The 25,030-nt window shown below is 62.8% G+C and carries 22 protein-coding genes and 3 pseudogenes; 4 read left to right on the top strand and 21 right to left on the bottom strand.

What is annotated here, in order from left to right; all coding sequences use genetic code 11:
* Position 1: 1 nt before the first annotated feature.
* A pseudogene (locus ACEN8U_RS03955) lies at positions 2 to 172 on the top strand (SDR family NAD(P)-dependent oxidoreductase); the annotation flags it as partial.
* Here ACEN8U_RS03955 and ACEN8U_RS03950 read toward each other — a convergent pair.
* The 11 genes and pseudogenes from ACEN8U_RS03950 to ACEN8U_RS03900 form a co-directional block, all read right to left on the bottom strand.
* A pseudogene (locus ACEN8U_RS03950) lies at positions 172 to 1,365 on the bottom strand (alpha-hydroxy-acid oxidizing protein). The pseudogenes ACEN8U_RS03955 and ACEN8U_RS03950 overlap by 1 nt on opposite strands.
* A gap of 96 nt (positions 1,366 to 1,461) precedes the next feature.
* Entirely contained in the window at positions 1,462 to 2,391 is a 930-nt protein-coding gene (locus tag ACEN8U_RS03945) for an amidohydrolase family protein (protein WP_368608090.1), read from the bottom strand.
* A gap of 2 nt (positions 2,392 to 2,393) precedes the next feature.
* Positions 2,394 to 3,719 (bottom strand): MFS transporter, encoded by a 1,326-nt coding sequence (locus tag ACEN8U_RS03940; RefSeq protein WP_368577521.1) that lies wholly within the window; start codon positions 3,717 to 3,719, stop codon positions 2,394 to 2,396.
* A gap of 15 nt (positions 3,720 to 3,734) precedes the next feature.
* Entirely contained in the window at positions 3,735 to 4,973 is a 1,239-nt protein-coding gene (locus ACEN8U_RS03935) for an MFS transporter (RefSeq protein ID WP_368577523.1), read from the bottom strand.
* The gene (locus ACEN8U_RS03930; RefSeq protein WP_368577524.1) at positions 4,970 to 6,250 is read right to left on the bottom strand and encodes an MFS transporter; all 1,281 of its coding nucleotides are present in this window, start codon (positions 6,248 to 6,250) and stop codon (positions 4,970 to 4,972) included. The genes ACEN8U_RS03935 and ACEN8U_RS03930 overlap by 4 nt, the downstream gene beginning before the upstream one ends.
* Complete coding sequence (locus tag ACEN8U_RS03925) at positions 6,247 to 7,293, bottom strand: amidohydrolase (protein WP_368608091.1); 1,047 nt, start codon at positions 7,291 to 7,293, stop codon at positions 6,247 to 6,249. Before ACEN8U_RS03925 ends, ACEN8U_RS03930 begins: the two co-directional genes overlap by 4 nt.
* 13 nt (positions 7,294 to 7,306) lie before the next feature.
* Positions 7,307 to 8,383 (bottom strand): porin, encoded by a 1,077-nt coding sequence (locus ACEN8U_RS03920; protein WP_368608092.1) that lies wholly within the window; start codon positions 8,381 to 8,383, stop codon positions 7,307 to 7,309.
* 133 nt (positions 8,384 to 8,516) lie between these two features.
* On the bottom strand, positions 8,517 to 9,905 hold the full coding sequence (locus ACEN8U_RS03915) for an MFS transporter (protein WP_368608093.1): 1,389 nt from the start codon (positions 9,903 to 9,905) through the stop codon (positions 8,517 to 8,519).
* Positions 9,906 to 9,959: 54 nt separating this feature from the next.
* Positions 9,960 to 10,889 (bottom strand): SMP-30/gluconolactonase/LRE family protein, encoded by a 930-nt coding sequence (locus tag ACEN8U_RS03910; RefSeq protein ID WP_368608094.1) that lies wholly within the window; start codon positions 10,887 to 10,889, stop codon positions 9,960 to 9,962.
* A 23-nt stretch (positions 10,890 to 10,912) separates the two neighbouring features.
* Positions 10,913 to 11,860 (bottom strand): hydroxyacid dehydrogenase, encoded by a 948-nt coding sequence (locus ACEN8U_RS03905; RefSeq protein ID WP_368577531.1) that lies wholly within the window; start codon positions 11,858 to 11,860, stop codon positions 10,913 to 10,915.
* Entirely contained in the window at positions 11,860 to 12,561 is a 702-nt protein-coding gene (locus tag ACEN8U_RS03900) for an RraA family protein (protein ID WP_368577532.1), read from the bottom strand. Before ACEN8U_RS03900 ends, ACEN8U_RS03905 begins: the two co-directional genes overlap by 1 nt.
* Before the next feature lie 167 nt (positions 12,562 to 12,728).
* Here ACEN8U_RS03900 and ACEN8U_RS03895 point away from each other — a divergent pair, with 167 nt between their 5' ends.
* A complete protein-coding gene (locus ACEN8U_RS03895) occupies positions 12,729 to 13,439 on the top strand; it encodes an IclR family transcriptional regulator (RefSeq protein ID WP_368577537.1) in 711 nt (236 codons plus the stop codon).
* Positions 13,440 to 13,572: 133 nt separating this feature from the next.
* On the opposite strand, the gene ACEN8U_RS03890 is transcribed toward ACEN8U_RS03895, so the two are convergent.
* The 5 genes from ACEN8U_RS03890 to mdlC form a co-directional block, all read right to left on the bottom strand.
* Positions 13,573 to 14,718, bottom strand: coding sequence for an alpha-hydroxy-acid oxidizing protein (locus ACEN8U_RS03890; RefSeq protein WP_368577538.1), 1,146 nt, complete (start codon positions 14,716 to 14,718; stop codon positions 13,573 to 13,575).
* Between the two features lie 55 nt (positions 14,719 to 14,773).
* Positions 14,774 to 16,120, bottom strand: a complete 1,347-nt coding sequence (locus ACEN8U_RS03885) for an MFS transporter (protein ID WP_368608096.1) — start codon at positions 16,118 to 16,120, stop codon at positions 14,774 to 14,776.
* Positions 16,117 to 16,242, bottom strand: coding sequence for a hypothetical protein (locus ACEN8U_RS03880; protein ID WP_368608097.1), 126 nt, complete (start codon positions 16,240 to 16,242; stop codon positions 16,117 to 16,119). The genes ACEN8U_RS03885 and ACEN8U_RS03880 overlap by 4 nt, the downstream gene beginning before the upstream one ends.
* Before the next feature lie 130 nt (positions 16,243 to 16,372).
* Positions 16,373 to 17,824 carry an aldehyde dehydrogenase gene (locus tag ACEN8U_RS03875; protein WP_368608098.1) on the bottom strand — a complete coding sequence of 484 codons (1,452 nt, stop codon included), beginning with the start codon at positions 17,822 to 17,824 and terminating at the stop codon, positions 16,373 to 16,375.
* Between the two features lie 55 nt (positions 17,825 to 17,879).
* Positions 17,880 to 19,469, bottom strand: coding sequence for a benzoylformate decarboxylase (gene mdlC / locus ACEN8U_RS03870; RefSeq protein WP_368608099.1), 1,590 nt, complete (start codon positions 19,467 to 19,469; stop codon positions 17,880 to 17,882).
* Positions 19,470 to 19,778: 309 nt separating this feature from the next.
* Here mdlC and ACEN8U_RS03865 point away from each other — a divergent pair, with 309 nt between their 5' ends.
* Positions 19,779 to 20,699, top strand: a complete 921-nt coding sequence (locus ACEN8U_RS03865; RefSeq protein ID WP_368608100.1) for a LysR family transcriptional regulator — start codon at positions 19,779 to 19,781, stop codon at positions 20,697 to 20,699.
* A 224-nt stretch (positions 20,700 to 20,923) separates the two neighbouring features.
* Here the strand turns inward: ACEN8U_RS03865 and ACEN8U_RS03860 are convergent, their stop codons facing one another.
* Entirely contained in the window at positions 20,924 to 21,322 is a 399-nt protein-coding gene (locus tag ACEN8U_RS03860; RefSeq protein ID WP_368577547.1) for a nuclear transport factor 2 family protein, read from the bottom strand.
* A gap of 81 nt (positions 21,323 to 21,403) precedes the next feature.
* Here ACEN8U_RS03860 and ACEN8U_RS03855 point away from each other — a divergent pair, with 81 nt between their 5' ends.
* Positions 21,404 to 22,345, top strand: coding sequence for a LysR substrate-binding domain-containing protein (locus ACEN8U_RS03855; protein ID WP_413657339.1), 942 nt, complete (start codon positions 21,404 to 21,406; stop codon positions 22,343 to 22,345).
* 29 nt (positions 22,346 to 22,374) lie between these two features.
* Here ACEN8U_RS03855 and ACEN8U_RS03850 read toward each other — a convergent pair whose 3' ends face one another.
* From ACEN8U_RS03850 to ACEN8U_RS03835, 4 genes and pseudogenes are all read right to left on the bottom strand, one after another.
* The gene (locus ACEN8U_RS03850; protein ID WP_368577551.1) at positions 22,375 to 22,821 is read right to left on the bottom strand and encodes a TIGR02594 family protein; all 447 of its coding nucleotides are present in this window, start codon (positions 22,819 to 22,821) and stop codon (positions 22,375 to 22,377) included.
* 102 nt (positions 22,822 to 22,923) lie between these two features.
* Positions 22,924 to 23,085, bottom strand: a pseudogene (locus ACEN8U_RS03845) (amino acid ABC transporter substrate-binding protein); the annotation flags it as partial.
* A 15-nt stretch (positions 23,086 to 23,100) separates the two neighbouring features.
* Entirely contained in the window at positions 23,101 to 23,883 is a 783-nt protein-coding gene (locus ACEN8U_RS03840; protein ID WP_368608102.1) for a YkgJ family cysteine cluster protein, read from the bottom strand.
* Positions 23,884 to 24,018: 135 nt separating this feature from the next.
* On the bottom strand, positions 24,019 to 24,933 hold the full coding sequence (locus ACEN8U_RS03835; protein ID WP_413657336.1) for an SDR family NAD(P)-dependent oxidoreductase: 915 nt from the start codon (positions 24,931 to 24,933) through the stop codon (positions 24,019 to 24,021).
* Between the last annotated feature and the right edge of the window lie 97 nt (positions 24,934 to 25,030).

The following is a 25,030-nucleotide window of genomic DNA, read 5'->3' as shown; positions in this document are numbered from 1 at the left end:
CGATGCCGAGGTTCGCCGCATCTATGAGACCAACCTGTTCGGCTTGCTCAACGTCACACGCGCCGTGCTGCCGGTCATGCGCAAGCAGCGTTCGGGCCACGTGATCAACACATCGTCCATCGTCGGTTATCAGGCGGCGGCAGGCGTCGGCGTGTACAGCTCGGAACCGTATCACCCGATCTGACGAGTTGGATTGCCCAAGCTGCCGCAAAGCGTCCCGGTCAAATCAGACAGTGCACTGACGCCCAGAAGGGCCATGTTGCGCAGCATTTCGTTCGCCAGGATCGCAATGGCGTGAAGAATGCCGGGCTCGCCAGCCACCGCGCCCGCGTAGTTGAACGGCCTGCCTACGAAGACAGCGCGGGCACCTAGCGCGTGTGCGATCAGGACATCATTGCCCCGCCGGAATCCACCGTCGACCATGACCGTGCAGCGCTCGCCGACCGCTTCGACCACACGTGGCAGCGCGCGGACGGAAGCGCAAGCGCCGTCTAGTTGCCGTCCGCCGTGGTTGGACACGATGACGCCATCGGCGCCGAGCTCGCATGCGCGTCGTGCGTCGTCAGCATGCAGGATGCCTTTCACGACAAGTTTGCCGGGCCAGGTATCGCGTATCAACTTAAGATGCTCCCAGCTGAGATGATCGCGCGCCCCGAAATCGCGCAGCACGTTCGACGACAAGATCGGTGCGCCGCGTGTCACGCGCGAATTCTAGAAGTGCGGCATCCCGTGATTGACCAGCGTGCGCAACGCGGTGCCGAAAAGCCAGCGCGGATGCGTCATGCCTTCCCAGGCGAGACGCGCGCTCGGCCTCAGCGGCGTGGAGAAGCCGGCGCGCACGTTATTCTCGCGATTGCCGGACACCGGCGTGTCCGCCGTCACGACGAGCGTGCCGAAGCCCGCTGCGCGCACGCGCTCGATCAACGCGACGATCTTGTCGGGTTCGCCCGGCACATAGGCCTGGAACCACGCGCGCGGATTCGCCTCGCACACCTCTTCCATGCGTATCAGGGATGAGCCGCTCATGATCATCGGCACGTTGGCGCGGCGCGCGGCGCGCGCCTGGATCAGATCGCCGCGATAGGCGGACAACGCGCTGATGCCCATAGGCGCGATGCCGAACGACGCGCTGAAGGTATGGCCGAGCAATTCAACGTCGAGTGTGCGCCGCGATGTATCGGTGAAGACGCGCGTGATCCAGTCGTAGGCTTCGAACGCTTCGCGATTGTGCCGCAGCGTGCGGTCCGTTTCGCAGCCGCCGCTGATGTACGCGAAGATCGGCTTCGGCAGGAAGCGGCGCGCGGCGGTCTCGAAGTCGTCGAGAGAAAGAATGTGCTGCAACCGGCGCGGCACCTTGGGCGCCATGCCGGTGCGCGGCACGGTATGGCTCGCGAGCGGATAGTCCCGAAAGCTGAAGGCATCGGACATGGTGTCTCCTCCTTGCGTTTTGCACGCCGCACGTCAGACGAAACCGTAGAGCTTTTCCGGATTCGACACGAAGATCTGCTGCCACTTGGGCTGCCCGATCCAGCCGGCGATTACATCCACGAGGTTCGCGTCGTCGGGCTTGTCCGACTTCTGCGTCGGATGCGGCCAGTCCGTGCCCCACAGCAAGCGCTCGGGCGCCATGTCGATGAAAGCCTTCGCGACCGGCGCGACATCGGCGTACGCGGGCGCGCCGCTCTTCGAATCGATGTACGGACCCGACAGCGTGACCCACGTATTGCCGCGCTCCACGAGCCTGCGCGCGGTGCGCATGGCGTCGGATTCGAGTCCGCCCGGCTGCGGCACGTGCGCGATGTGATCGATGACGAGCGGGCACGGCAGGCCCGACAAGGTGGTTTCGAGCGACGGCAGCTTCGCGCCCTGCACGACGAGCTCGATATGCCAGCCGAACGGCGCGATGCGCGATGCGAGCGGCACGAGCATGTCGACGGTCGTTGCGCCCGGATAACTCAGGTTGAAGCGAATCGCACGAACGCCGGCGTCGTGCATCCCGGCGAGCTGCTGCTTTGTCACCGAAGTGTCGACCACCGCGACGCCGCGCGCATCGTTACCGAAGCGTCTGAGCGCATCGAGCGTGCAACTGTTGTCGGTGCCGTAAGTGGAGGGTGTGACGACGACGTTGCGATGGATGCCGAGCCGCTTCTGCAACGCGCGATACTGTTCGATGCTCGCGTTCGGCGGCCGCAGCGTCGTGCCCGGCGCGCTCGGAAAGCGATCATCGTAGATGTGCATGTGGCAGTCGATCGTGCCTGCGGGCAGACTGGATTTCGGCGGCTCGGTGCCGCTCGACCACACTTCGCTCGCCGTCACCGTCGAAGAAAGCGATGCGCCGATCAACCCGGCCGCGCTCCAGCCGAGGAATTCCCTGCGGTTCATTTCGCGCATGCTTAGGCCGCCTCGGTCTTGTTCGTCATGCGCGCGTTCGGACCCGACGGGCGGCTCAGCAGCAACAGCGTCACCACACTCACGAGCGTCAGCACGCCGAGCGGCATGAGCGCGAGCGAATAGCTGCCGGTGGCTTGCTTCACCCAGCCGTACACATTGACCATCAGGCCGCCGCCGAGCAGGTTGGCGATCGCGTTGATGGTCGCAAGACCCGCCGCCGCAGCGCTATTCGACAGGATGCCGGAAGCCAGCGCCCAGAACGGGCCTTTGAACGCATATGCGCCGACGAGCACCGCGCACAGCATAATCATCGTCGGGAGCAACGAGCCGGAGAGCGAGGTGCCGAACAGGCCGAAGCCGATCAGCAGCATCGGAATGACCGTGTGCCAGCGGCGCTCGCCACGGCTGTCGGAGCGGCGTCCCCAATACACCATCAAAAACGAAGCCATCAGGTACGGCACCGAATTGAGCAGACCCGTCTGCATGACCGTGAGGCCGAACGACTTCAGCAACTGAGGCTGCCACACGGACAGCGTGCTGCCCGCCGCCGACGCGCACGTATCGACAAGCGCGAGACACAACACATAGCGATTGCGGAAGAGCTTCGCGAGCGGCATCTGCGCGACCTTCTTCGGCTCGCGCGCTTCGTTGGCGAGCGCGCCCTTCAGCCACTCGCGCTCTTCAGCGGTGAGCCATTTGGCGTGCTCGGGCTTGTCCGTCAGGACCGCGAGGCACACTATGCCGAGGATCACCGTCGGGATGCCTTCGAGGATGAAGAGCCAGTGCCAGCCGCGCAGACCCGCGAAGCCGTCCATCTGCAGGAGCGCGGCGGAAATGGGCGAGCCGATGAAGCTCGCGGCCGGAATCGCAACCATGAAGGTCGCCACGATCCGCGCGCGGTATTTCGGCGGAATCCAGTACGAGAGATACAGCAGTACGCCCGGAAAGAAACCCGCTTCTGCCGCGCCCAACAGAAAGCGAAGAACGTAAAACGAGCTCGGATTGCGCACCAGCGCGGTCGCCGCCGACACCAGTCCCCAGGTGATCATGATGCGAGCGATCCAGACGCGCGCGCCGTACTTTTGCAGTGCAATGTTGCTGGGCACTTCGCAGAAGAAGTACGACACGAAGAACAGACTGCTGCCGAAGCCGAACACTCGCGCGGAAAGGCCGAGATCGTGGTTCATCTGCAAGGAAGCCATGCCGACGTTGCCGCGGTCAATGAAGGCCAGCAGGTAGCAGATCATCAAAAAGGGAAGAAGCCGCCAGACCACCTTGCGTATGGTCTGGCGCTCGATACTCGATACGGTGCCGCCATTGACTTGCATGTCTCTCTCCTGAATCTATTGTGCGCCAGCGCGCTGTTCTCTGATACGACTCAAAACCATGATCGCGATGACGCCGCCGGCCAGCACGAAAGCCATCGTGCCGAAGGTGTGCCGCACGCCAAGCGCTTCCGAGGCCGTTCCGACCAGCAGATAGCCGAACGGCATCGTGCCGTTATAGGCCATGCCGTACATGCCGACGAGCCCGCCGCGCACGTGCTCCGGGCAGCTTCGCTGGATGGTCGCGTTGGTCGACGTGGCCGCGAAGGTGAGGCTGAAGCCGAGCGCGTAGAACGCGGGCATCGATGTCGCCGCAGCGGTCGTCATCGACAGCATCGCGAGCGCGACGACAGCCGTCCACGGCGCCAAGCCGATGAACCTTGCCGATGCACGCGGCCCCAACGCCGACGACAGCAGCAAGGCGGCCGAGAGCGACCCCGCGCCCGCGCAGGCGAAAAACACGCCGGTGAAGCGCGCCGCGTCGTGAAAACCCTTGTCTGCCAGCAACGGTACGAGCGTCTGATAACTGCCCGCAAACAGACCAATGCACGCGAGAATCGGCAGATAGCGCGCTGAAAATGCGTCCGCCATCACGTAGCCGACCGCATCTCGCAGGCCGCTCTCGGCACGCGACGGACGCTCCGGCGCGTCCGTCCTGATCGAGCGCACACAGCTGGCCATGAAGCACAGCGCCAGCGCATAGATCACGAACGACGTGCGGGGTCCAAGCGTCGGATAAACGAACCCGGCGATGGTCGGACCGACCATGCGGCCCACGTTGTAGACCATCGTGTTCATCGCGACGGCGTTCGACGTGTGCGCCGCGTTTTCAAGGCTCGTCAGCAGCAACACCTGGCGCGCGGGCGTCTCGACCGCGCTCGATATGCCGATCGCGAGCGCATGCGCGAGGATCAGCGTCACGCTCAGCACGCCCAGCATCGACAGCGTGAAAAGGCTCATGGTCAGCAGCAGCGACGTCAGCAGCACACAGAGCGTCGCGCGCTTCGCGTTTTCCGAACGAATGCGCGAGCCGGCAACCGGCGCCACGACCAACTGCGGCCCGTACAGCAAAAAGTTGAGCAGCGCGAGGATCGCCGCCGAACCCGAAAGGTGATACACGAGCAGGTTCAGCGTGACGTTCTGCGTCCAGCTACCGAGCACGGACGCAACCTGCCCGCTCAGATAGCGCCGCAGCGACGCCTCGCTGAGCGCCGGAAACAGCCGGTTGACGAAGCCAGAATCGGCAGCCGCGGTCATGACAGCGACTTGCCCCGCGTTTCAGGCGCGAAGAACACGACCACCGCGGCGGCGATGAACGCGACAATGGTCGTCGACAGGCCCAGCACGAAACCGCCCGCCGTCGATGCCAGCGCGCCGATCACGAGCGGCGCGATGAAGCCGCCGAGACGTCCGCCGTTGTACGCGAGGCCCATCAGAAAGCCGCGCGACGCCGTGTTGCCGATGATCTCCGCAAGGAACGGGCCGGCGCCCGCGAAGATGCCGTTGACGCTGAAGCCGGTGAAGAAGATTGCGACCATCAGCAGCAGCGGATCGGCCGACAGGATATACACAAACACGGCTCCCGCGCCCACAAGCAGATACGCAAGGAACATCGGGCGGCGGCCGAGCCGGTCCACGAACGCGGAGAACAGCAAAAAGCCGGTGATTGCGCCAAACTGAAGCGACAGCACGAATGTCAGGCTATGCACGAAATCGAGGTGCTTGACGGTGACGAGAAACGTCGGTGTCCAGGTGAACACGCCCCAGTAGAGGTATTGCAGGAAGAAAATGAAGCCGAACGCCGTCAGGAGGCCGCGCACGTTGAGCGCCTCGGCGCTCGCTTTGGCCCTTGCGACCGCCTGCGCTTTCGCGTGCTTGCGTTCGAGCCAGATCGGCGATTCGGGCGTCTTCTTCGCCACCCAGAACAGAATGAAGAACGGCAGTGCGCCGATCATGAACAGCACGCGCCATCCGTGACCCGCTAGGCCGCCGTAGCTGTTGCTGACGATGCCGGCAATCGTGATGGCGAGAATCGCGCCGACGGGTAAGCCCATCTGCATGAGTGCGCCCCCCTTGCCGCGGCGGCTCGCGTGCCAGGTTTCGGCGATCAGCGCCGCACCCGCTGTCCACGTGCCGCCCATGCCGAGCGCGCCGAAGAAGCGCAACGCCGCGAACCAGTGCTCGTTAGGCGCGAATGCGATGAGGCCCGAGAACAGCGAATAGATGCCGACGCAAAGCAAAGCGGTGCGCACCCGGCCCAGACGGTCCGACGCATAGCCGAACAGAATTCCGCCGACGATCTGCCCCGCCGCCGTAATGCTCGTGAACAGGCCCAGTTGTGCCTTGCTCAGGCCGAACTGAAGCGCGAGCGTCGGCAAAAGCAGCGAGAGCAGGAAGGAGTCGTAGCTCTCGAAGGTCCAGCCGAGACCCGCGAGCGTCAGCGAGCGCCACTCGATCGCGGTGATGTTCCTGAATCCCTTGGCGCGTGCTTCGGCGGTGTTCTCGTGGCTGGATACGGTTGCGCTCGTCTTCATGCGTTGTCTCCGGAAATCTCGAGGCGATACGTCGATGCTGCCGTCCCGCTGAACAGCGCGGACTTTTCGTCGGCGGACATCGCGCTCGCCAGTCTCTTGAAGGCGTTCCACAGAACGCCGTAACTGAACATTCCCTTGTCGACGGGGAAATTGCTCTCGAACATGCAGCGATTCACCCCGAACAATTCGATGCAGATGTCGAAGTAAGGCCGCCACGCAGCAGCCAGTTCTTCCGATGACGGCGGCAGATCGCGCGTGGCGAAATCGAAGCCGAATACCGTCAGCCCCGCGCCGCCGAGCTTCATGCGCGTATTCGGCAGGCTAGCGAGACGCGCGAGCGATTGCCGCCATTGCGCGATGACTTCGTCGCGACGGCCCACATACGGACCCGCGCCGAGCGGCCCGCCGAAATGATCGATGACGACAGTCACATCGGGCGATGCTTTTGCGAGTTCGTAAAGTTCGTCGAGCTGCGTGTGATACACCCACGCATCGAGCGACAAGCCGAAACGCGCGAGCGCGCGCACGCCTTGCCGGAACGCGGGATTGCGCATGCGGTCGCGCGGCGGCGTGACGGGGCTCGACGTTACCTCGGGGTTTTCGTGCCACGCGAGCGGATTGCGGATGCCGCGCAAACGTCCGCCCGAGACCTGCGACATCGACTCGAGCACGGCGTCGAGTTCCGCGCCGAGCGTCAGATCCGCACCGCCGACGATCGCGGAACAGCACCGTGCCGGTCCATACGCCCCGCTCGCGAACATCGCGGCGATGCCGTTGGCGAACTCCACCTCGCCGACGGGCTTCATCGCATCGGGGCCGTGTGCGCGCATCATGGAGCGAGCTTGCACGTAGACGGTCGATACGACGCGGTGTCCGCAGCCCACGTCCGCACCGAATTCCTCCGCGAGATACCGGCCGGTTTGCCGGTCCCACAGATGATGATGCGCATCGACGATGGCGAGTTCCGGCGCAAGCACCGGCTCCACGCGTTGCGCGAGCCAGTCGGGCCGGACAGTCACATGAGGCGCATGAACGATTTGCACGGCGCGCTTCCTCTTAGAACTTCTGACGCATGCCGACCACGAAGCCGGTCTGGTTGTAACCGGCCGCAACCGTGCCGTAGCCGCCCACGCCGAGCGCCGCGCCATTCTTGTTGTGCGAATAGCCCGCCGTGGCGTAGATGTCCGTGCGCTTCGACAGGAAGTAGTCTGCGCACAGCACGGCCAGCCACGAATCGGCGTTGGTCGAATGCACGTCCTGGTAGTAGCCGGACGCCGTCAACTGGAAGGACGGCGTGATCGTGTACTGAGCGCCCGCCCAGTACAGATTGGCGGCGTTCGCCGCGGAGCCGTTCGCGACCGCGATCGGGTTCACCGGCAGGAAGGCATTCGACGCACGCAGGTAGCGATAGCCCGCGAAGCCCTTGATCGGACCGAACACATACGAAGCGGCGGCGGTCGCGCGGCGCTCGGTGGCGGTGTTCGTCGCCACGGTGTTGCTATTGCGTTGCTCGTACGACAGGCTCGCCGCGAACGGCCCTTGCGCGAACGTGAGGGCGCCGCTGAAGAAGCGACCGGTGATTTCGGCGCCCGGCACTTCCACGCCGTAGCCGGTGTCGTAGCGCGTGCTGTACATGGCCTGCGCGGTCAGCGGGCCGAAGTTGCCCGTGTAGCGCGCGGAGTTGTCGATGCGCCCGGCCGTCGCGTAGTCGATTGACAGCACCGAATACTTCGACGAAGCGCCCATCGGATCGAACGCCACGGCCTGTTCGTATAGCAGCGAGTTCTGACGGCCGAAGGTGAGTTGCTGGCCCTTGTACGACATGCCGACCCACGCCTGACGGCCGAACAGACGCGTGGTCGTCGTTGCGTTGGCGCCGATACCCTTCGTCGATTGACCGAGCGTGCCGTCGTTGACGTTAAAGCCGTCCTCCAACGTGAAGATTGCCTTCAGCCCGCCGCCGAGGTCTTCGGTGCCCTTCATGCCCCAGCGCGAACCGGAGAGATTACCGGAAGTCATGCGGGTGACCCCGCCGCCAGCGCTCGCATTGTTGATATGTTCGATGCCCACGTCGACGATACCGTAGAGCGTCACGCTGCTTTGCGCGTGCGCGGCGCTGGCGGCGAGGCTCATGCACGCGCCGGCGATAGCCGCGAATACAAAACGGGATGTGAGGTTGGCAGGGTTGCGGGCCTTCGTGAACAAGATACAGTCTCCCAATAGAGTTGGTTGTAGATTTATTCGAACGCGATGAAACATGCGCTCGTTACTTGCGGGCGGCGCGCGCTTCCCCGGCGTCCGCGCCCGGATCACCCAGCCAGGCGATGGTGAGCGCACCCAGCAGCAGGAAGCCCGCGACCGCGAACAGCGGCACGGTGAAGCCGCCGGAAATTTGCTTGAGCCAGCCGATCATCGAAGGGCCGACGAAGCCGCCGAGATTGCCTACCGAGACAATCAGCGCGAGACCGCCCGCCGCCGCGCGCCCGGTGAGAAAGCTCGACGGAATGGCCCAGTACGTGGCCTGGAAGCCGAGGATGCCGCTCACGGTGAAGCAGAGTGCGATCAGCTTGAGCGCGGGCGCGTCGGCCAACGTGCTCGCGCAAAGCGCGGCCGCCGCGATGATCAGCGCGCCCGCCACATACGGAATGCGGTTGACCGCGCGATTGGCGACGCGCGCCCACCAGAGCATCGCGAATGCGCCGATCAGATACGGGATGGCGGTCAGCCAGCCGACCACGGCATGCTCGACGCCGAACTGCTTGATCATCGACGGCATCCACATGCCGACGCCGACCGAACCCACGATCCCGCAGAAGTTGATGAACGCGAGCACGAATACCCGCCAGTTGGTCATCGCGTCGCGCAAGTTGGTGCCGTGCTTCGCGCCGATATCGCCCTGTTCGAGCGCGAGACGGCGCGCAAGCGAATGCTTCTCTTCGGCGGTGAGCCACCTGGCCTTCTCGGGACGATCGGCGAGCAGGAACAGACAGGCGATGCCGAGCAGGACCGCCGGCAGACCTTCGATGAGCAGCAGCCATTGCCAGCTACGCAGACCGTGCAGCCCGCCCAGTTGCAGCAACGCGCCCGAGATCGGCGAGCCGATCATGTTGGCGACCGGAATGCCGACGAGAAACGCCGCCGTCACCTTCGCGCGCCACTTGCCGGGGAACCACTGCGTGAAGTAAAGATAGATACCCGGCGTGAAACCGGCTTCCGCGAGCCCGAGCAGAAAGCGCGCCGCCGCGAAGCTTTTCGGACCGACGACGAACGCCGTCAGCATCGAAATGAGACCCCACGTAAACATGATGCGCGCGATCCACACGCGCGCACCGACCTTCTGCATGATGAGGTTGCTCGGAATTTCGAACAGAAAGTAGCCGATAAAGAACAGCCCCGCCCCCAAGCCGAACTGCTCGGAAGTGAGGCCCAGATCCTTGTTCATCGTCAGCGCGGCGAAGCCGACGTTGGTCCGGTCCAGATAGCTGATGACGTAGCACATGAAAATGAACGGCAGGATGCGGCGGAACGCCTTCGCGAGCGTGCGCTCGCTGGCGGCGTATTCCTCGCTGCCCATATGCGCCTCATGCAGTGCGCCCTGCGGCGCCTTCGCGGCGTCTTGGGCACGCGCGCCGGATACGGTTTGCGGTATGGCCATGCTTGCTCCTCCATCGCACTTCTTCCGGTGCGACATGTTGATATGAACCGCGCTTCAGAGCGGCTTCAGTGCCCGTTTCGGCAGGGCTCCGGCGATGCTCATGCGTGCCTTGAGCACGGTTCCCGAAACGGATTCGGTCATGAAGAGCGTCTTCATGTCCGCGCCGCCGAAACACAGGTTGGTGAGCGATGCGCCTTCGGGGCTGGTGAGGATCTCGACCGGCTCGGCGCGGTGGTTCAGCACCCATGCGCGCCCGAGTCCCGGATTCGCGATGAACAGGCGTCCTTCGCAATCGACCGTCAGTCCGTCAGGACCGCTCGGACCGTAGGACGTGAAGAACTGGCCTACCTTGCTGACCGATCCGTCGGCTTGCAGCGGCACGCGCCACACGCAGTTGCCGCGCGTCATGCCAACGAACAGCACCTTTTCGTCGGGCGAAAGCACGAGGCCGTTCGGGCTCGGGCAATTGCCGAGCAGCATGTCGAGCTTGCCCTCGGGTGTGAGGCGATACACGCGGCCGGTCGGATCGTGCAGGCCGGTTTGTCCCTGATCGGTGAAATACAGGTTGCCTTGCGAATCGAACGCGAGGTCGTTCACGCCGCGAAAGCGCTCGCTGTTGCGGCGCTCGAGATACGGGCGCACTTCCCCGCGTTCGATATCGAGCAGCATCAGCCCGTTGCGATAGTCGGTGATGAGCATGTGCGCATCGTCGAAACGCTTCATGCCGTTCGGCTCGCCGTCGTACTGCACGACAAGCTCCCACTCGCCCGAAGGCGAAATCCGGAAGACGCGTCCGTGCGGAATGTCCGTCACGAACAGATAGCCTTGCGGGTCCCACACAGGGCCTTCGAGGAACGAGTCCGTCGCAAGGCCGCCGCGGTTGGCGCGCGCCCAGTCCGTCTGAACGTCGGGCTTGCGGAATTTCTCCGGCATGCGCGTGAAGACTTCGGCTGCGCGCACTTCGGGCGAGATGAGATAGAACATGCTGAACCTTTACCTTGCTCGTTTCAGGCGACGTCGCGGGCCTGCTCTTCCAGCACCGCGAGCACGTTGGCTGCGGCGCCGCGCCCCATGTTCACGTAGGCGGCATCGCTCACGCCGCCGATATGCGGCGACAGGATCACGTTGGGAATGCGCTGGAACGGATGCGGCGTGGCCATCGGCTCGACGTCGAAGCTGTCGAGACCGGCCGCGCGAATCTGGCCGCTCGCGAGCGCTTCGGCGAGCGCGGCTTCGTCGATCAGCCCGCCGCGCGCCGTGTTGACGAGAATGGCGCCCCGCTTGAAGCGTGCGAGCGTCTCGCGGTTGAGCATCTGACGGTTCTCGGCGGTCAGCGGGCAATGCAGCGACACGACATCGGACTGCGCGTACAACTCGTCGAGCGAAACGAGCTGGGCGCCTTGCGGCGCGTCCTTCGCGTAGGGATCGAACGCAATCACGTTCATGCCGAACGCGATGCCCACCGACGCCACGCGGCGGCCGATCGCACCGAGGCCGACGAGACCGAGCGTGCGTCCATCGAGTTCGACGGACTTGTGCGTGGACTTGTCCCAATGGCCGTCACGCATGCGCAAGTCGAGCTGCGGCACCGACTTGGCGCACGCCAGGATCAGCGCCCACGCGTGCTCCGACACGGCCGCGGCGTTCGCACCGACCGCCGCTCGCACCGCGATACCACGCTCGGCCGCGGCCGCCTGATCGATCACGTCGATGCCGCTGCCGTGCTTCGAGATGACTTGCAGCTTGTGGCCCGCATCCATGATGCGCGCGTTGATCTTGCCGTAGCGCACGATGATCGCGACCGGATTATGTTGCGCGCTCAACGCGACGAGATCGTCTTCGGTCGGCTGCTTGCCTGCGAACACCACGTCGAACTGCGTCAGCATGTCGAGCGCCTGCGGCGCGATATCGGCGGCGGTGACGAGAATCACCGGCTTTTGCAGAGTCGTCGGCATTACAGTGCCTCGCCTTCGACCAGCATGCCAAACGCGCGCAGTTCCTTCTCGAGCCATGCCGGACGCAACGCCTCGCCCTTCAGAATGCCTGCGATGCGCGCCGTTTCGGCATCCAGCTTCTTCTGCGCCAGTTCGATGATGCGCGCGACATCGTTGCGCGGAATCACGACGACGCCGTCCGCGTCGCCGACGACCAGATCGCCCGGATTGATGAATGCACCCGCGACCGAAGCCGGCGCATTCACGACGCCCGCGACGCTCTTGGTCGGGCCGCACGGATTCAGGCCGGAGGCGAAGATCGGGTAGTCGCCTTTCGCGAGTTCGTGCGAGTCGCGCACGGCGCCGTCGATGACGATGCCGGCGATGCCGCTCACCTTCGCCTGCGTCGCCATGATTTCGCCGAGCAGTGCGCACGACAGATCGCCCTTGCCGTCGACGACGATCACGTCGCCCGGCTTCGCGATAGCCAGCGCCGCGTGGATGGCGAGGTTGTCGCCGGGACGTACTTCGACCGTGATTGCCGGGCCTGCGACTTTCATCGCCTTCGACAGCGGTTGCACGCGACCGTGCAGCGTGCCGCGCCGGCCGGCGACGTCCGCGAGGATGGCGGCCTGAAACTTCGCGGCGGCCTGGACGAGTTCAGGCGACACGCGCTCGATATTGCGATTGATGGGGGACTGTCCTGTGGAAGCTGCGCTCATGGATCTCACCTCGGTAGTGTGTTGTACTGTGTACAACATGCGTGTACTGTGTGAAATGACTATAAGGCAAGGCGCGGGCGGGAGACCACTGGCGTTAACCCTTTTATCCAGTAAATTGGCGTTGTACTAGGTACAATACGACCGGAGCGACTAAACAGGAGACGGAGATGGGGAACGAAGGCGTTGCGGCGGTGGAAAAAGCGCTGTCGCTGCTGGACTGCTTCAGGCCAGGAGCCGAATCGCAGTCTCTAGCGGCGCTGGCGCAGGCGTCCGGCATACACAAGACGACCGTGTACCGCCTGATGAATTCTCTGGAGCGGATGGGGTATGTCGTGCGCTCGCAGACGGGAAACTACTCGCTCGGCCATCGCGTGTTGTATCTCGGCAAGCTCTACGAGCAGTCGTTTCGTCTCGCTTCGGTAGTCGAGCCGGCGCTGCGTGCGCTCGCAGCGTTGACGAAAGAGAGCGCATCGTACTACGTCCACGACAACGGGGAACGGCTCTGCCTGTTCCGGGTGGAACCGTCCGAAGGTTTGCGCGAGACGCGGCTCGCGGGCACATCCCTTCCGCTCGACGATACAGCGATCAGTCAAGTGATCCGCTTCTGGGGGTTGGGGGAGCCCATCTTCACAGAGCAGCCGACCTTGCCCCTCTTCACGGCGGGCGCGCGCGACGTGCACACGGCGGCCTTTGCGACGCCGATTTTCGGCGCGGGCGACAAGTTCATGGCCGCGCTGACGCTGTCCGGTCCCGCATCGCGTCTCACTGCGGCCGATGCCAGCGGCGCGCTCAACCGCGCGCAGTTAGATGCGGCGGCCGATCTTTCGCGACGCCTGGGTGCGAGCGCCGAGCTCTGCAGCAAGCTTTATGGTGTTTAACTCGGGTTGATGAGCGGCCGAATCTCGTCCCAGTCATGAGCCGCGACCTGATCGACCGCCGAAATCCGCGACACGGCGGGATCGCTATTCCGAACAATTGCGCATTCAGAATCTGGCGCCAATGCGCCGTTGCCTATGATGGCCGCTTCGAAATATAGCTACGATCGAGCTCACCCACCGAGCGACAACCGATGAGGGCGAGCGTCCGGTCTGTTTCCCGTTTCATCATCTCGATGACGTCGCTCACTCCGGTTTCCCCTCGCGCTGCCAACCCGTATAAGGTGGCGCGCCCCAGCATCACCGCATTTGCTCCCAACGCCATCGCCTTCACGACATCGGCCCCCGTGCGTACGCCACTGTCGAGAATTACCGTACTTCCCGGGATGTGCTCGACAATATCCGGCAGCACGTCGGCTGTCGCGGGCAGGTCGGCGAGCTGCCTGCCGCCGTGGTTGGAAACGATCACGCCGTCCGCGCCGAGCTCGACGCACCGCGCGGCATCATCGGCTGTCACGATCCCCTTAACGAGGAGCTTGCCTGGCCATTCGTCCCGCAAACGGCGCAGGTCATCCCAGCTGAAGCTCGCATCCATCTGCCTGCGAAGGACCGCTGCCTGCGAGGCCGTGTCCGATGCATCGTCCGTAGCGAAATTCTTCAACTCGGGCATGCCGTTCATCAGATAAGACCAAAGCCAACGCGGGTGCGACAGTCCGTCGAGAGCCGCACGTGCACTTGCCTTGAAGGGCATGGCAAAGCCATTGCGAAGATCGCGTCGGCGAAAGCCGTTGACCGCGACATCGGTAGTGAGGATCAAGGTCGAATAGCGTGCCGAGCGGGCACGATTGACCAGGCTCTTCGCGAGGTTGCGATGAACGACGTACAGTTGAAACCACAGTTCTCCGTCGGCCCCTTTCGCCACCTCTTCGATGGACATATTGGAAGCCGTCGATAGCGCAAACGGAATACCGGCCTTGCCCGCCGCGCGTGCAAGCGCAAGGTCGCCCTTGGGCCAGAATGCGCTATTGAGGCCAGTTGGCGCGATCACCAGCGGTAAGGGAATCTGCTGACCTAAAAGCGCCACGGACTGCTCTCGTGTGCTGACATCCGACAGTCGGCGTGGCAACAACTGCAAGTTGTCGAACGCCGAACGGTTATGCCTCAGTCCCGATTCATCGTCTGCCGCCCCTTCCAGATAGTCGAACACCATTCGCGGCAGCCGCCGTCTGGCTTCGTCGCGATAGTCGCTGACGCAGAACATGCCGGGCAATCCTGTTGTCATGATTGGGGTACTGTCAGTCTGAATCGTGATGCGAAAAACATGAGACGCGCCGTGGTCAGGCGCGACCGATGGGCGGAATATGGCGACGCACGATCATCAGGCAGATAAAAACCATCGACATCGCGCCGCCAAGCATGCCCAGGTACGCAGACGCTCCTCCCTGCGTGATCACGAATGCCCCCGCGAACGCGCTAAGAATCGCGCCAAGCCGCCCGAACGCGAGCGCGGATGCGGTCCCGGTCGCACGTATCTCGGTCGGATACACATAGGCGCAAAGGGCGTACATCGTCGACTGAACTGCGTTCACAAAGAGACCGTGCAAACCAATTCCGAATACAAGCAACGTTGTGTGGGCGGAGACGTCAAGACCGCGCAGGAAAAGGGCGCTCGCGGCGGCCATCAGGCAGCACACCAGCAAAGGCCAGCGCGACCCGAACCGACCGATCGCCACCGCGCAGCCCAGTGCTCCTAAAACACCGCCCAGGTTGTAGGCGGTAAGACCGGAACCCGCCACGGCAGGGCTGAGACCCTCGCCAGCAAGCATCGTCGGCAGCCAGCTGAATGCGCTGTAAACCGCGATCAGGTTCATGAAGAAAGCGATCCAGATTGCAATGGTGTCACGGCCCTGACCGTCCGCGAACAGAGATCGAAAGCTCGGACGCGGTACCGTATTCTGCTCCTTCTGGTCAGCGAACACGGCATCCGGCTGAATCGAGCGGGACATGCGGGTCAGCAGGCGACGCAGTTCATTCCAACGTTCGCTATGGCGGGAAAGATAACGCGGCGATTCGGGCATGACGAAATACAGCAGGGCCGCCAGTGCAACGGGAAGTGTGCCTCCAATGAGAAAGAGTCCGCGCCAGCCATAATGAGGAAGCACGACACTCGCGAACAGTCCGGCAAGCATGCCCCCCAGCGGTACGCAAACGATGGTTGCGGTCACCGCGAGCGTCCGGCGGCGAGCAGGCGTAAATTCGGCTGTCATGGTCGTGGCGCTCGGCAGCGCGCCGCCGATACCGAGTCCCGCGAAGAAGCGCAGAATTGCAAGGGCCATAACGTCCGGCGATAGCGCAATCGAACTCGTCGCCACACCAAATACCAGCACGCTCCCGATGATTGCCCAGCGCCGACCGAACCTGTCCGCGAAGAGCCCAGCGCACGCGCTGCCTATACCCATGCCGACAAGGCCGGCAGCAACGGCGGGCGCAAATGCGTTGCGCGTGATGCCCCATTCCCTGATCAAGCTGGGAATAGCGAACCCGATGAGTTGCCCATCGAATCCATCCATCACAATCGCAAACGCGGCGAGCAAGACGACTATTCGCTGAAATGCTGAGAACGGTCCTTCATCGAGGGTGCGGCCTATGTCTATGGTCGGCAGACGGACGTTACGATCGTTCATTTCGCCTCCCCAGCCAGACGAATGAAGTCTGAATCGCCGTTCCCGGCCATCCGTTCCCTGACGTGCTGGTCCCACTCGAAATAGACGCGATCGAATGGCAGCTCGAAATCGACCATAGGCATTGCAGTCTCCTTAATTTGATCGTTCATCTTTACCCGAGCGAATGCTTCTTACCGGTATAGCGTTGTTATTCTGTTCATCGCGCATGAGCCAGAGGCCCGTCTCCGCGCCGTGTCCGCGCCCTGGCCGCCATCAGAACGGATAGTGGCGAGGCGTGGTTTGCACGGTGACCCAGCGCAAATCGGTGAATTCCGCGATCCCGGCCTTGCCGCCGAAGTGCCCAAAGCCGCTGGACTTCACCCCGCCAAACGGCATTTGCGCCTCGTCGTGAACCGTCGGCCCATTGACGTGGCAAAGCCCGGACTCGATACGCTTCGCTACCGTCAAGGCACGCGCAACGTCACGGCTGAAGACGGCTGCCGACAGACCGTATTCATTGTCATTCGCGCACGCGATGGCCTGTTCGTCGCCCTCGACGCGGACGATTGCCTTGACTGGCCCGAACGACTCTTCCCGGTAGATATGCATGTCCGCCGTGACGTAATCCAGCAACGTGGCCGACATGAGCGTGGTCTCGGACTTTCCTCCGCACACTAACGTCGCACCTTTCGCCAGCGCGTCGTCGATCAGGTCGTTGCACCTCCTGACGGTCGCCATGTCCACAACGGAGCCGAGTACGACCGGGCCCTTTCTCGGATCACCAAGCGGCAGGGTCTTCGCCTTTTCGGCCAGTCGCGCGACGAATTCATCGGCGATCTTCGTGTCGACGACGATGCGTTCGGTGGACATGCAGATCTGACCGGAATTCGCAAACGCCCCGAATGCTGCGCCTTGAACTGCAGCGTCAATATCGGCATCGTGAAGAACCAGAAACGGAGCCTTTCCGCCGAGTTCAAGTACCGAGGGCTTCAGATACTTCGCACATTGGGTCGCGATGATGCGGCCGACGCGGGTTGAACCGGTGAAGTTGACTCGCCTGACCGCCGGCTCGGCAATGATCGCTTCGACAATGGCGCCCGCATCCGCTGGCGCATTCGTGACGAAGTTGACGACGCCGCGTGGCAGTCCGGCGTCCTGTAACGCCTCGATGATCAGGCCGTGGGTCGCGGGGCAGAATTCGGAGCCCTTGAGCACGACGGTATTGCCGCAAGCGAGCGGCAACGCGATGGCTCGCACGCCAAGGATGACCGGCGCGTTCCACGGCGCAATCCCGAGCACGACGCCAGCGGCCTGACGAACCCCAAGCGCCAGGTTGCCAGGCACGTCCGAGGGAATCACCTCGCCTGAAATCTGCGTGGTCATCGCAGCGGCTTCGCGCAACCCGTCCGCTGCAAGTTTGACGTTGAAATCTGCCCACAAACGGGACGCGCCTGTTTCTGTGGCCATTGCGAGCGCGAAAGCGTCGCCCTTTTCTTCGAGTGCATCTGCGGCTCGATTCAGCAATGCGCGTCGCTCGCCGGGTCCCATCGCCGACCATGGGGCAAACGCGGCGGCGGCTGAGTGCACCGCGGCTTGCGCATCGGCCGCAGTGGCGGCGGCTACCGTCGATGCAACCGTGTTATCGAGCGGGTTACGGCGCTCGAATGTCGCTCCATCGCGAGCCATCGTGCGCTCGCCGTTGATCAACATCGGCACATGATTCATTACGGTCTCCTGAAATATATTCGAAAAGGCAGTCTGTCGAACCACCGGCTCACGGTCAGGCCACGACAATTTCTACAAGACGCGTTTTGCCCGAAGACAACGCGTCTTCCAGAGCCGGCTTCAGCGACAGAGCATCGCTAACTCGAACGCCTTTGCAACCCATGCTGTTGGCGAGAGAAACGAAATCCAGCCCCGGAAGATCAGTGCCCTGTACCGGGTCCGACGCGGAGAAGCCAAATACGGGCGCAAATTCCTGCAAGGCGGCATAGCGGGAGTTATTCAGGATGACAAAGGTAACGGGGAGATCCAGTTGGACCGCGCTATATATCGCTTGCGGCGAATACATCGTCGAGCCGTCACCGATGAGGGCAATCACGCGGCTACCGGGTTTGCCCAAAGCCACGCCCACTGCGGCGGGCATTCCGTAGCCCAGACCACCGCTTGCCATCGTGTAAAACGTCTGACTGCGCGTGAACGGCAGATAACGTTGCATGACGGGCCGCGAACTTGGCGCCTCCTCGACCACGATATCCGCTGCGTTGCGAACCTCGGACAGCGTCTGCAACGCATACGCGACCGACATGATCGCCGTGGGCCCGGCTCGCTCGACGACCTCCCGAGGAGCCGGTAGCGGCCGGCCATGCGGCGCCGGACGGGCCAGCAGGTCGACAAGCCCCAGGCGAATGTTCGCCACCACCGAGGTGCCGACCGGTGTCCACGCCGCGGTAGCCGGATCGTCGATAAGCTGGTACAACGCCGCGCCATCGGGCACATGCGGCCCACTGCCTTCGACGTGATACGCAAATGCCGGCGCCCCCACGGCGAAGATCAGGTCATGCCCATTCAGCATTCCGACAATTTTTTCGCGCATCGCCGGAAGGAATCCGGCGAACAGCCGATGATCTTCAGGGAAGCTGCAGCGCGACGACATTGGCGCAACATAAACCCGCGCGTTGTGGCGCTCTGCTAGCTGGATTGCCTCGCTCCAGGCATCGGCGCGATCGAGTTCCGCTCCGACGACGATGGCTGGCCGTTTGCACTTGTCCAATGCGTCACCGATCTCCGCAATCCGCACTGGATCGGGGCGAAACCGGGTGCTAACCCGCGTCACCTCCATCAACTCGGCCGGCTGATCCCAGTCGTCGACCGGAATGGAAACGAACACGGGGCCACGCGGCTCCTGCATCGCGACGTGATACGCGCGGACAAGTGCAAGCGGAACATCTGCTGCACGAGCCGGTTCAATGCTCCACTTCACATAGGGACGCGGCAACTCGGTTGCTTGCGAGGCCGACAGAAACGGATCGAACGGCAGAATCGAACGCGCCTGCTGACCGGCGGTAATAATCAGCGGCGTGCGGTTCTTGAAAGCCGTGAATATGTTGCCCATCGCGTTGCCGACGCCGGCCGCCGAATGCAGATTGACCAGAGCGGCATTGCCGGTCGCTTGGGCATATCCGTCTGCCATACCGACAACGACAGCTTCCTGCAATCCGAGCACGTACCGGAAGTCCTCCGGGAAGTCGCGGAACATGGGCAGCTCGGTTGAGCCGGGATTGGCAAACACGGACGTCAGTCCGAGGCGCCGCATCAAGTCCACGACGGCATCGCGAACGGTCGGCTGCCCACTGGTGTTTCGCTGCATCTCGAGTCCTCTGCGGTTCGCCATAAAAACTGGCGGTGATTGGATGAGCCGCAGTATGGAATTTGCCGCATTGATTTGAAATTGCTAAAAACGGTCAAAGTCATTACATTCAGGCATGGGTTGATCGGGTCGCCGGATTGGCTTCTTTTGGCTGCCCGCCTTGCTGATCACGGCTATGCGCTGTAATGACCGGCTCTTCAACGGGCGCAGCGAGCAGGCGCTGGGGTCGCTTCCAGGGAAGACACCTAGGGTGGGGACAGCTTGCGACTTGTTCGATCCCTCCAAACCCTTTCAATCGGGTTCGCCGCCATGAGTTTCAATCTGCAGCAGTTGATGATGTTCACCACGATCGTCTCCACGGGTAGCCTCGGACGAGCCGCGGCAACGCTGAACATGACCCAGCCGGCGCTAAGCAGATCGATCAAGCGACTTGAGGAATCAGTAGGGGCTCCGCTTTTCGAGCGGCACACTAAAGGGATGCAGCTAACCGCGCTCGGTGAAGCATTGATGCCGCATGCCATGTCGCTGCAAAGGGAGGCCGAACACGCGCGCGAGGAATTGGATGCAATGCGCGGCCTGGCGAAAGGCGTGATCAAGGTTGGCGCGGTGGGCAGCATAGCGAGCCTCGTCTTGCCGATGGCTATCGCATGCGTGCTCGAGAAATGGCCCAATCTACGCGTTGAGGTGATTGAAGGCGTGTGGGATCGTCTGGTTGAAGGATTGCTCACTCGCGAAATCGACCTGGCGCTGTGCACTTCGGGAATCGAAACCGAAGACGTGGCTGCGATCTCCGATTGTTCATGGACTGACAGGAGTTGTGTAGTCGCGGCGACCGATCATCCTTTGCGCTCGAAGGATAAGCTTCGACTTGATGACACGTTGACGCAACGCTGGGCACTCACCCCCAAGGGAACCGGACCTTATGCCCACGTGCGGGAGACCTTCGAAGCCCACGGTCTTCCGATGCCTTCCATCGCAGTCGAAACCCGTTCGGTAACCGTGCTCAAAAGCCTTGTCGCGCGCTGTGGCTTTGTCTCCTGGATGGCCGAACCCATGTACGACACCGAAAGCCGGGCCGGCGTCATCGACGCGTTGGATATCGAAGGCCTCGATGCACAACGCACTCTGACTGCGTTCCGTCGTCGGCGAGGCACTCTGCCGACGCCCGCTGTGAAACTGCTCGACGAATTGCGTCATCTGACCGGCTCTCTGCGTAGCACCGCGACGTAAACTCGTAGCTTGCCGGGTGTTGATTTGCCGCCCGTGCAGCCCGGCAGGGCGAAGGATTGGAAGCCCCTTAGCTGAGGTGTCCATGGCGCCCGAGCAGGAAGTGCCGCCCTTCGGCTACCGGCGGATGTCGGCGTGACCCATGAATACCCTGCCAGTGCGTGGTGAACGAAGTCGGCGCCAGCCCTGCGCCAACCAGCTTTCGGTATCGAGCAATATCGATTGGGCTACGCGTATTTGTCACCTACCGTACTGCGAATCGGATGGGTATCGTAGACGATGATCATCCGCTCGATGAGCCCGTTGTCGTCGAACTCGAAAACATCGACGCACTCGAAACGCACCGCGGACCCATCTTTCAGCCCCCAGTCATAGACAAAGTAACCGGTCGCACGTCGAGCCCCTGTCGTGCTGGCGCAGATGTCGATAGGCGTTATTCGGCTTTCTCCAGACGCTGCCTCGACCTTCGCAAAGAATGGCGCAGGGCGCATCCAGCCGAGAAACGGCGAGAAGATCTGGGCGTCTGGCGTGAACAGCGCGCAGATCGCCGCGACGTCGCCGCGCTCCAGTTCCTCGAGATAGTTGCGAACCTGCCGCGTGTATAGTGCTTCCGACGATGAGGCCATCTTCATTCTCCAATCGTTCGTTGACAACTCCGCGCATTTGAGCGGATGCGCATCCGATACACGCACGATAGCGATGCACCGATGAGCAAACAATCGAAAAATCCGCAACCCGGGTATGCAACGCATGCATATCCATTGGCCGACCTTACGCGGACGCTACCGCCGCTGGCAGCGTTCCAGGCATTCGTCGCCGCGGCGCAACTCGGGAGCATCAGCAAAGCCGCTGACCATCTGTGTCGAACGCAGGGCGCGGTGAGCCGTCAGATCCAGCAACTGGAAGCGCACTACCGGTGTGCACTTTTCGTGCGCCATGCGTCGGGGCTGACGCTGACAGCGGAAGGAAGCGAACTGTTGACCGTGGCCGTCAGCGTACTCACGCAACTGGTTCAACACGCAGACCTTCACGCCAGGACGGCGTCTGTCGTGACCCTGCGATTGCCGTCCACGTTCGCGATTCGCTGGTTGCTCCCACGGCTCGCAGATATCAATCACGCGTTGCCGGAAACAGAACTGCGCATCGCCACATCGGCGGACGACGCACCGGATTTCACTACGCCTGACGTCGACGCCATCGTGGTTCGTGGGACCGGGCAGTGGCCGGGCATGGATGCGGTTCCGTTGTTTGCCGAGCAACTCACACCGATGTGCACAAGCGAAATGGCCGCATCGCTTGGCTCGGCAGCCGACCTTGCCCATGTCACATTGCTCCATCCCGGACACGGCCATGAGAAGTGGCGATGCTGGCTCAAAAGCGTGGAGGCACGGCACATCGACGCGGACCGTGGCCCCGTTTTTGATACCCTCGAATTGACGCCCACCGCTGCGGCGGAAGGGCATGGAGTTGCAATAGGCGATCCCCGGATGGCGAGGGACCGCCTGCGGGCGGAGACACTGGTGACGCCTTTTATCGAGGTGGCGCAAAACGGCTTGTCGTACTTCGTCGTCTATCCGTCCCAACGTGCCGCACAGTCAAAAATTCGCGCCCTCGCTGACGTCTTGTTTCGACTTGCGCAGGAGGACTGAGTGTTATCGGGGAAGCAGTCTTGCAGGCGTCAAGGCCAGCGATAGGCGAGCACGCGATCGCGCGGATAGTCGAGTTCCCGGACCTCCTCGAGTTGGTTGCCTCCGAACAGGTAGACGTTCTCATCGTCGATTCGGAGAAACAATCCAACGTGTCCCTTCCAATCGACCTCGTCATCGGCAGTCAGAACGGCAACGCAACCGTATTTCGGTTTCTCAAGCGGTTGCCCCCAAGTGAGCCACGAGCGAGCCAGCGCTGAGCCGGTTCCGCGAATACCCGATTGCTTCATGCACCAGTTCAGGAACGAGGAGCACCAGGCGATCTTGTCGTCGTAGCCAGCGAGCTGTGTGCAATTATTGTATTCGGCAATTCGGGGATTGCACTGTCCCGCACCATAACGCCTGATGCCTCGCTCCTTGAGGGCGACGCTTAGCCAGGCAGGCGCGCTGACATCCGTTGCTTGTGATGCTTCGCTCATCAACGTGCTCCTTACAGGTTTTCTTCTTGAGTCGGTCCGCAAAACGCATTTTGCGCTCCCGAACTCACTGCCTGGTACGAGGTTGAGTGAAGGGGTCAATGACAGAGGCGGCGTCCGCAGGCCTTCGCTCGTTTGCGGCTCATGTGCGACGGCCTCGATCACCGAACTGCCCATCCGGCTCGCAATCATTCGATTGCCCAACGCAGTGCTCGCATATGCGTCAATCGCGCCAGAGAGAACAGCTGCGATCGCGTCGGATTGCTGGCCAACAGGCGCTGATTAATCGTCGCTGGATGCGTGAAATCCCAGATACTTTTGTTGGTCGGGCAACGCTTCGGGTGCTACGGCGCGCGCGTCGACCGAGGCAAGCGCCTCACGCGACCGGCGCCGATTCGAAACGACGGTCCACGATTGCGCACACGCGTTGCCTTCGATGGCTTCGGCCCTATCGATTGCGGCCCCGATGGCCCGCATCATCGCCTCGCGTTCCGCCAACACGGCGACGAAACCCTCATTGGCGAGCGCAGTCGAACTTACGCGAAGGAGGGCACACAGCATCCGTTTCGCGCCAACATCGCCCACGTCCGCGTCTCGAAAAGCGTCGATGCCTGCCACAAGCGACGGCTCCACGTATCGACCCGACACTTCCAGCACGGGATGACGATCGCTCCACGCGTCCGGTGGGCATGCCTTTCCAGCGGGGCGAAGTTCGATGAACGGATTGATCTCGGCAGGATAAATGCGGCATACGCGCGGCCGCCGCTCGTAAATGCCGCATGCCAGATCGGGTTGCAGATGGGGGCACGGTCCTTCGAACGCAGCCACGACCGTCACGACAACGCGCAACGGTAACGTACCGCTCATCGCCGCGAACGAGCGCCGGAACTTGTAGGCGGCGGCCGGATCATCCGCTGCCGGCTCGACCAGCCAGGGTATGGCTTCACAGAGTAGCTGCACTTCACCGCCATCGCGCAGCCAGTCCAGCACTTCGGAAAGGCCGAGCGGCACCCGGAGGTCCCGGCAGCACCGACCGCACATGGTGCAGGAGAAATGGAGCGTCATCGGTTGTCCGGTCGATGGAATCGAGTGAATGCGATGGCGGATTGGCCTGGTGCGAAGCGACACCCAGCCGTTATGCAGGCACCGCGGCTCGTTGAATCTCTGGCCTGCACGGTTAGCCGTGGGAGCTGCCCGCTTTCACAGGACAATGTCCTGCCGCCTCGAATTGCCCTGCGCCGCGCTGGAGACCGACTCCCACGCCTGCCAGGTGGCGAGACGCTCAGTGTATGCGGAACGCGCGACAGGAAGCCCTTCGGTGCCGAGAAAGAGACGCAATGGCGGATTGGCCGTATCGACGATCTCAAGGACAGCCCGAGCGGTCGAGCGGGGGTCGCCGAAATCGATCTGTCCACTGGACGAAAAGACCCGTGCCCTGAGAGCGGCATAGGCATCGTTGCCGGCCGCCAGTTTCAGCGATTCCTGACTCGAAAAATCGGTGGCGTATGCGCCGGGCTCGAGCAGCGTGACGTTGATCCCGAAGTCCTTGACCTCCTGGGCGAGGCTCTCATGCATTGCTTCAAACGCCCATTTGGAGGCGTGATAGAAGCCGACGATAGGCCCCGCCACAATGCCGGCAACGCTCGATACGCCAACTATGTGGCCGTGGCGCTGCTCGCGCAGAAACGGCAACGCAGCCCGGATCACGCGCCAGGCGCCGAAGAAGTTGGTTTCGAACTCGGCGCGGACGTCGGCTTCGCTCGCTTCCTCTATCGCGCTCACCAGCGCGTAGCCCGCATTGTTCACGACGACATCGAGCCTGCCAAAGTGCGCATGGGCCTGCGCGATGACGTGGCCTGCCTGAGCGGAGTCGGTGACATCGAGCGCGAGAGGAAGCACCGCGTCGCCATAGCGTTCGACCAGCCCGTCGAGACTGGCCAGCTGTCGCGCCGTCGCGGCGACCTTGTCGCCTCGCGCGAGTGCCGCCTCGGTCCAGATACGGCCAAAGCCGCGCGATGCACCGGTAATGAACCACACTTTTTCTTTCATGGGATGCCTCTCGAAATGGATAGCTGTTGCAGGCAGATTTGTACCGCCTTGCCTGATCGGCGGCACTGGCAGATCGCGCCATGCCCGTTGCACCTGGCGCCAATCGAATGAACGTGACTTGCGCCGCAGCGCAGCGGCTACCTCACTACGGTGGGCTGCAGGA

Origin of the sequence: Paraburkholderia phenoliruptrix (assembly GCF_047325075.1) — a bacterium.
GTDB lineage: Bacteria > Pseudomonadota > Gammaproteobacteria > Burkholderiales > Burkholderiaceae > Paraburkholderia > Paraburkholderia phenoliruptrix.
This window is presented reverse-complemented; position numbering and strand designations above follow the sequence as displayed.